The sequence below is a fragment of the Streptosporangium sp. NPDC003464 genome, assembly GCF_053588315.1.
The window spans coordinates 1-7520 of sequence record NZ_JBSFPS010000375.1 but is presented as its reverse complement, the minus strand read 5'-3'; the positions used below and the strand labels follow the sequence as shown (position 1 = coordinate 7520).

The 7520-nt window shown below is 71.8% G+C and carries 5 protein-coding genes and 1 pseudogene; 4 read left to right on the top strand and 2 right to left on the bottom strand.

All coding sequences use genetic code 11. The annotated features are described in order from the left end of the window. The first annotated feature begins 58 nt into the window (after positions 1-58). The 3 genes from ACWDS7_RS44705 (at position 59) to ACWDS7_RS44695 (ending at position 3578) form a co-directional block, all read left to right on the top strand. Positions 59-1147, top strand: coding sequence for a ThiF family adenylyltransferase (locus tag ACWDS7_RS44705; protein WP_451934248.1), 1089 nt, complete (start codon positions 59-61; stop codon positions 1145-1147). Between the two features lie 4 nt (positions 1148-1151). Further along, positions 1152-2345 (top strand): hypothetical protein, encoded by a 1194-nt coding sequence (locus tag ACWDS7_RS44700; protein ID WP_451934247.1) that lies wholly within the window; start codon positions 1152-1154, stop codon positions 2343-2345. 81 nt (positions 2346-2426) lie between these two features. Further along, complete coding sequence (locus ACWDS7_RS44695; protein WP_451934246.1) at positions 2427-3578, top strand: hypothetical protein; 1152 nt, start codon at positions 2427-2429, stop codon at positions 3576-3578. Between the two features lie 976 nt (positions 3579-4554). Here ACWDS7_RS44695 and ACWDS7_RS44690 read toward each other — a convergent pair. Beyond that, entirely contained in the window at positions 4555-6339 is a 1785-nt protein-coding gene (locus ACWDS7_RS44690) for a DUF4132 domain-containing protein (RefSeq protein WP_451934245.1), read from the bottom strand. A gap of 393 nt (positions 6340-6732) precedes the next feature. Between ACWDS7_RS44690 and ACWDS7_RS44685 the strand changes: the two are divergent. Next, positions 6733-7038 (top strand): annotated as a pseudogene (locus ACWDS7_RS44685) (hypothetical protein); the annotation flags it as partial. 213 nt (positions 7039-7251) lie between these two features. Here ACWDS7_RS44685 and ACWDS7_RS44680 read toward each other — a convergent pair. Continuing rightward, positions 7252-7520: hypothetical protein (locus tag ACWDS7_RS44680; RefSeq protein ID WP_451934244.1), on the bottom strand; the 269-nt coding region annotated here is incomplete at its 5' end.

Below are 7520 nucleotides of genomic sequence, written 5' to 3'. Positions count from 1 at the left end.
GGAGGCGGCACGGCCGCCTCCCGACCGGCTCCGTCCCGACGAGCGATGCGGATGAGCGATGCTGGTGATGTTGAAAGAGTGCGCCTGGGAGTCTCTCGGCGACGAACTGGTGGTGGTCCACGACCCGCGCGAGGCGTACACGCTGGCTGATCCGGACGGCCGGATCGCGGCTCTCCTCGAGGAGCTGGCCCGCGGGCCGGCCACGGCGGAGGAGCTGAGCGAGGCGCTGACCGCGCGAGGCGTGGCCGTCACGGGAGACAACGTCCGTGACGGTCTCACCGGGCTCGACTCCCTCGGCCTGGTCGAGAACGCCGACGAACGCCTGCTGGGCGACCCGGACGCCGACGAGCGGCATTTCTCCAACCTGACGTTCTTCGGGGTCTTCGCCCGGCTCGGCAGGTCGCGAGCGGAGTTCGTCCGGCGGCTGCGCGACTCCCACGTCCTCGTGCTCGGTGCGGGCGGCGGCGGCTCGTCCCTCGTGCAGTGCCTGGCCGGGCTCGGCGTCGGCGCGCTGACGCTGGTGGACCGCGACGACATCGCTCCGCGCAACTTCGCCCGCCAGTTCCTCTACCAGCACGCCGACATCGGCCGGTCGAAGGCGGAACGCGCCGCCGAATGGGTGCGCGCGTACGACCCGGGCATCGAGGTCCGCGCCGTGGACCGGTGGATCTCCGGCCCGGACGACCTCAAGGACCTGACCGGGGACGTCCAGGTGATCGCCGGCGGCCTCGACGGCGCGCTGGACGCGAACCTGTGGGTCAACGAGGCGGCGCTGCGCGCGGGCGTCCCCTGGGTGGCCGGCGGGATGACCCGCACCCAGCTCATCTACTTCTCCGTCGACCCGGGCCAGAGCGCCTGCCTGCGCTGCGACGAGTCCGACCTGCCCCGCCCTGACGAACGAACGACCGCGGCGGTCGCCCATCGGCTCACCCGCGGGCTGCGGCTCGCCAACGGCCTCACCGGGCCGATGGCGATGCAGGTCGGGTCGCTGGTCGCCTACGAGGTCATGCGTTACCTGACCGGCGTCGAGCCGCCGCGCGCGGCCGGGTTCCGGGTGGTCGTCGACCTGCTCAACGGGCTCGTCCCAGTGTGGCAACCGTTCCCCCGTGACCCCGCCTGCCCGGCGTGCGCGCTGGCCCGGCGGTGAGCCGATGAGCGGCAGGGTCCCGCTGCGCCCGCTCAGCGTGGTCGAGGAGGACGATGAGGTACTGGTCGGCGATCCCGCCACCGGCACCTTCGTGACCATGCCGGCCGTGGGCGGAGTGGTGATCTCGGCGCTGCTGCGCGGCGCGACCGAGGAGGAGGCCGCAGCCGAGGCCGAGGCGTTCGCCGGTGAGCCCGTGGACATGCCGTCGTTCCTGGCGACCCTCGCCGAGCTGGGATTCGTCGACGACCGGCCCGACGTGGAACGCCGGGCCGTACGCACCGCGCCCATCCAGATGCGGCGCTGGATGGCGGGGGTCAGCCAGCGCGCGGCCCGTCCCTTCTTCGGACCGGTGGCCTGGACCTGCTACACCGTCCTATCGCTGTTCTGCCTGGCCGTCTTCGCCGCCTCGCCGTCCCTGTTCCCGAGCCCGGCCCGGGACGCGTTCCTGCTCGACGACGTCGGGCTGAGCGCGCTGCTGCTCGTGCCGTTCGTCCTGGTCTCCACGGCTCTGCACGAGGGCGGGCACTGGCTCGCCGCCCGTGCGATCGGCGTCGAGTCCCGGTTCGGGATGGACCGGCGGATGATGCTGCCCGTCCTGGAGACCGACCTCTCCCAGATCTGGACGGTGCCGCGCCGCCGCCGCTACGGGCCGCTGCTCGGCGGGATGGCGGTGGACGTGGTCCTGCTCAGCCTGCTGCTGGGCGCCCGCCTGCTGATCCGGCAGGGTACGTGGTCACCGGACCCCCTGGTGGACGCGACGCTTTCGACATGGGTGTTCGTGAAACTGGCGGGCCTGCTGTGGCAGTGCATGGTCTTCCTGCGCACCGACCTGTACGGGGTGCTGGTCAACGCGCTCGGCTGCCGCGACCTTTGGCGGGTCAAGACGCTGATGCTGCGGCGCGCGTTCGGCAGGCTCACCCCCGCGCAGGCGGCGGAGCTGGACTCGGCCGCGCCCGCCGACGTGCGGGCCGGGCGGTGGTTCCGGTGGCTGTGGCTGACCGGGTTCGCCGGGGTGCTGGCCTGGTCCGTCTTCTTCGTGGCCCCCGTCGTGGTGACCGTGCTGGTGTGGGCGTCCGAGGGGTTTCTGCTCGGGCCGCTCAGCTCGCGGTTCTGGTATGCGTTGCTGTGCGCCGTCCTGCTGCTCGGCCCGTACCTCCTGGCCGCCTCCCTGGCCGCCCGGGAGTACACCCGGCGGTAGACGGGCATCGGACGACAACCGGCATGCGGAGCCTCGACGGTCGACGGTGGGTGGCTCAACGAACCTGATCAAGGAGCTGACATGTGGGGAATCAACGGTCATCGGGGAAAGGCCCTGCGGGGCGCCGGCCTCGCGCTGCTTCTGGCGGCGGTTCTCGCGGGCTGCGGGGACGGCGACGGACGGTCCGCGGGCCCGGCCGGATCGGCGTCCCGTGCGCCGGAAGGATCGGCATCCCCTACGACGGAAGGGTCGGCGTCCGCCACGCCGACGGTTTCCAGGACCGGGCTGCTCTACCGGGACAGGGAGATCTCGCTGAGTGACGTCCAGGCGATCAAGAACGGATGCCCGTCGGACATCTACGTGGAGTTCGCGGACAACGGGCCGCGCCTCCTCGGGTCCGACGAGTCGAACCCGCGCCTCAATGACGACGGGGAGCAGACGGAGGAGGGCAGGCCGCCCATCCTGGCGTGGTCGCCTCCATGCTCCTCGGTGAACGGGCGGTTCGACTTCGACGACGTGGCCGTCGCCAAGGCGGCCGCGGACGTCGGGGACCTCGACGAGGCGGGCTGCCGGGACGCCGCACGGGCGGCGGTCGGCAGCGGTACGGACATCGACCGCTACGGCACCCAGGCCCTGGCGGTGGGAGACCGGTTCTGTGAGGACTTCGCCGCAGAGGGCCGCGTGGTCCTCCTGCGCGTGGTGAAGGTGAGCGGCTCCCCGGTCGCGGAGCTCACGTTGTCGGCGACCCTGTGGGCCGGGCCGGCCAGGACCGAGGGCCCGCCGGCGCAGCCCGGTGACAAGGTCTACGAGAACCAGCCCTTCACGGTGGCCGACGACGTGGCCAAGGCATACGACTGCGGCATCGGCGGCGTCGGGATCGGTTCGGACATGCCGCGCGTCAGGTACCGGCACACACTGTCCGGTGGCGGAGGGGACGTCGAGTACTTTCCGAGCTGCCTGTCCGGAAGCCCGAAGGTGCGGTTCGGCGGATACGTGGCCCGGGTGGAGGGCGGCGCCGACCCGGACCTCACCGCCTGCCAGGACGCCGCGGCGCGCGGCGAGCGCAACGACCTCGACGTGCCGGTGTCCGAACTGCGGACCGGGGACCGGTTCTGCATGTTCGACAGCTTCGAGAAGTACGTCGCCCTGCTGAAGGTGACCGCCGTGACCGCCGAGGCCCCCCTATCCGCGACCTTCTCGGTCACCCGCTGGGAAGCTCCCGAACCGTCCTAGTGCTGCGTTCCTCACAGCCGGTGGACGAACGTGCGGCGGAGGGTGCGGGGCTGGGGTGGTGGTCGTCCCAGATCCAGTCGCCCGGGGCGTGCCGCGCGCCGGCCGGCTTACGGAGCTTGTGTTTCTCGTCGGCGTCCGGCGGCGGGTGCGCCAACAGCGGCTTCGGCATGATGGCCCCCTTGGAAGCATCATTCCCCCAGCTCAGCTGGTATCCACACCCTCAATCAGGAACGCACAGCACTAGGCACCGGTCCTCTCTGTAAGAGTTATGCGTGCACCCCTGCCCGAGGAGGTGCTGGATCTGGTTGGCGATCCGTTTCACCGCTGGACAGTCAGCCGTGTGGACCAGGCCGGACGCTTCGTTGACGCAGAAACGGTCGGCCGGGTTCTCCAGGCCGGCCAAGCACTGTTCCAAGCGGGGTTCGACCTCGGCGACCCGTCGTGCGTGATCGGAGCAGAAGCCGCACAGGCCCCGCCTGCTGGTGTCGCAGCCGCATTGCTTGCAGCAGGTACACACCGAGCAGGGGTGAGCGACTCCCCTACTGTCGACCGGCCATGCCGTCAGGTCGTCTTCGGGCAGGGCCTCGGAGTCGTCACCCCGCCTGATTCCGAGGCCTGGCCCGCCGTTGCCGATGAGGACCTGGTAGGTGCCAGGTTCGGTGATGGTGACGACTTCGAGCGAGCTCCATGGCGAGCTGGACGAATGATGGGCACGAGTCTTGCCTGTCCACGGGGGCCGGGTACTCGGCCGAGAGTAGCGGCTTTCCTGCACGTCCGGGACACTGTCGTGGTCGGCCAGCAGCCCGAGGCTCATTGGGAGCAGATCGTGGTGCGATGATCGATGGCGAGGCGACCGTCGAGGAGTTCCGGCGACGGGGCGGCGACGTCGTCCCCAAACCACGCACCCCGCCCGCGGCGACATCGACGGCGACGAGGCCGTCATCCTGGGCATCGTCGTGTCGGTGTTGCATAACTTCTAGTGCCAATATCCGTCGTAGTAGTCGACCAGGTGCTGGGCGTCTGGGCCGGCCGAGGCGGCGGCGACTGTGAGGTCGGCCTCTCGGAGGATCTCCGACCGCACCAGCGGTGGCACCGACGCCGCCGGCACCTCCTGGCCGGCGCGGTGGAAGGTCATCGGGTTGGTCGCGCACAGCGCGTCCAGGTCCCAGCCCTCGTCGGACATGCCCTCGACGACGCGCAGAAGCCAGCGGGCCTGCCAGTCCGCAAGGTCGCGCACCACCTCGCCCTGCCCCTCGTGACAGTCGTGCTCCCAGTAGCCGATCGACACGCCGGTCCAGCCGTGCCGGATCAGCTCCGTCCGGGCCAGGTCGTAGCGCACGACGTGACCGGCGACGCGATCCGGCTCTTCCGCGTACACCTCGCGGAGGACTTGTTCGAACGGCTGCGCCAGACCCCTCTCGCGCCACGCGCCCACCTCCTCGGCGCTTGCGTCGGCCGGGTGCCACAAGGCGACCGGGCCCTCAGGGCGGTGCCCGGCCAGTTCCCAGCCGTCGACGGTTCTGACTGGCAGGCCGGAGGGGCCGCCGGGGATCCGCCACACCAGGGCGCGGGCGTCGGAGCCAGTGACGGGGTGGTCGAGGAGGTGCTCGCCGACCTCACGCCAGGTCCATTCGCGCTGGTGGATGAGCGCCTGTTCCAGGCGGTAGCGCGCGGCCGTGCGCGCCTGCTCGACCTCTCTGGGCGTGGCGTCGGCGGTGGGCAGAGTGCGGTCGAGGAACTGGTCGCGGGTCAGCGCGGCCGCGTCGGCGAGCGCGTCGAGCGCGCGAGTGACATTCTCCTGTACGGACGCCGCCCGCACCCGCGTTTGAATAAGCGCCAGTGGGGTGACTGTCTCGGGTCCGCCCCGGCGGGCCAGCACGCCGACGGCCCCGTCGGCGACGGTCTCGCTGCGGCAGGTGGAGCTGGGGCCATCGTGGCCGGTGCCGCAGGTGACGGCGGCGTCGGCGAGCAGCGACGGGACCCAAGGTTCGTCAATGACCTCGCAGGTCCAGATCAGGCCGCGCGCCACCGAGACGGTCCGGCCCTTCAGGAAGCGGTCCTCGCTCCAGCTGATGTCGGCGTGGTGGCAGACGAACGGGCCGCCCCGGTAGGCGGCCAGGCGGGTGACCAGCTCGTGGACCAGGGCGATGGCCTCAGGGGTGAGCAGGTCGCAGACGACCGGCAACCAGCCGTCGCCTGGGGCCGGTGTGTCGGCGGTGGCCCAGTGGCGCAGCAGCGGCAGCATTCCGGCCAGGCGGGGGCCGTACTCCTCGGCCAGCATCGTGGCGAAGGGGTCGGCCTCCCCGATCACGTTCCTGACCGCACCGGCTGGGCCCTTCTCGGTGAGCAGGCTCTCCAGGAGCGGCTGAAGCTCTCCGAGGTCCGTCAGGTGGCCGAACAGGTCGCGGCGCTGTTGCGGATGGAGCAGGTGGGCGGCCGACAGCGGGATCCGATAGAGCTCCTCGTGACGGGTGTGGCCCTGGCGGGCCCAGTAGCCGGCGCGTTCGGCCAGGTTCCAGGCGTCGTCGGGCGTCCAGTCGACGGCGCGCCCGGCCACGGTGCGGACCAGGCGCAGGACGCGCTCGTCGTAGTCCTGGCCGCCCTGCGGGCTGAGCCAGAGCTTGGTGTGGGCGTAGGTGCCGTAAAGGCGCCAGTCGGTGCCGGGGCCGGGGTCGAGGCCCTGCTCGGTGAGGGCGTCGAAGCGCCGGTAGGCCTCCCTGGTGGCCGGTTCCAGATGATCCCAGTTGCCCGCGAACGTCACCCGGTGATCATAGTCGTACGATGTCCGAATGAAGATCGTCGTTCTGGACGACTACCAGCGGGTGGCTCGAGACCTGGGTGTCCCGGCTCAGTGAACCTGGCACCGGCTCACTGAAGTTGGCACGATCGCGGCGCGTGGAGGTGCTGCGCGCCTCAGTGCCGGGTCCGGAGGGGCGGCTACCGGTTCTCACGCGCGAGAACGCGCCCGTCCGGCCGTCGTCGGCCGCGATTCCGGTGCCGCCGTAGGACCGGGCCAGGGGCGCGGTCCCAGGCGCGGCCGTGCCCGCGGCGGAGCCGTTCGTCGGGCGTGACGCCGAGCTGTCGACGTTGGTCGCGACCGCGGCGGCCACCGCCGCGGGTCCTCGGGTCGCGCTGGTGACGGGAGAGGCGCGGGCTGGGGAAGTCTGCGCTGCTCGGGTGGCTGACCGAGCGCCTGGAGCAGGGCGGCTGGCTCGTCGCCACCGGTCGCTGTCCCGATGCCGAAAGCGCCCCGCCAGCGTGGGCCTGGGCGGAGGTGTCGCGCGGGATAGCCGAAAGCGCGCCCCCGTCCGGGACGTTCGCCACCGACCTCGCACCGCTGCTGATCGACGCGGCAGGCACAGGCGGTGCCGACGCTGTCGAAGGACGGTTTCGGCTCCACCGGGCGGTGTGGTGCTGGCTCGCGGCGGTGGCCCGGGATCGTTCGCTGGCCATCGTCCTCGACGACCTCCACCGGGCCGACGCCCAGACCCTCGCCTTGCTGGGCGGTGTCGCCGGGGTGCGTGCCCCGACCCTCCTCGTGGCCGCCTACCGTCCCGACGAGGCCGGCGGGCGGCTCGCCGAGGCCCTCGCCGTCCTCAGCGGGGTCCGATCGCGATCGGCGCGTCAAGCTGCGGCAGCTGATGTCCATCCCGACCGGCTCAGGTGGGGCCACTCACTCATGAAGCGGGCTGATCGGCGAGGCCAGTTCATCAGGGTGCATTGGTCCATCGCGGGTCTGGGTGTGTGCCCCGGCCACCGAGAACCGACATCCGTGGCCGCGGAATACCGGGGTGTCGGCCACGGACCCTGCGGCTGCCGTAGTCTGCGTCGTCTGCTCGCTCGCGGTCTTGCCGGGCGCGGCGGCCCACCGGCCCGTGGCTGCCACCGGCGTGCCGGCCGGCGCGTAGAGGAAGGCGACGCGAAAGCCGCCCACGCACCCGG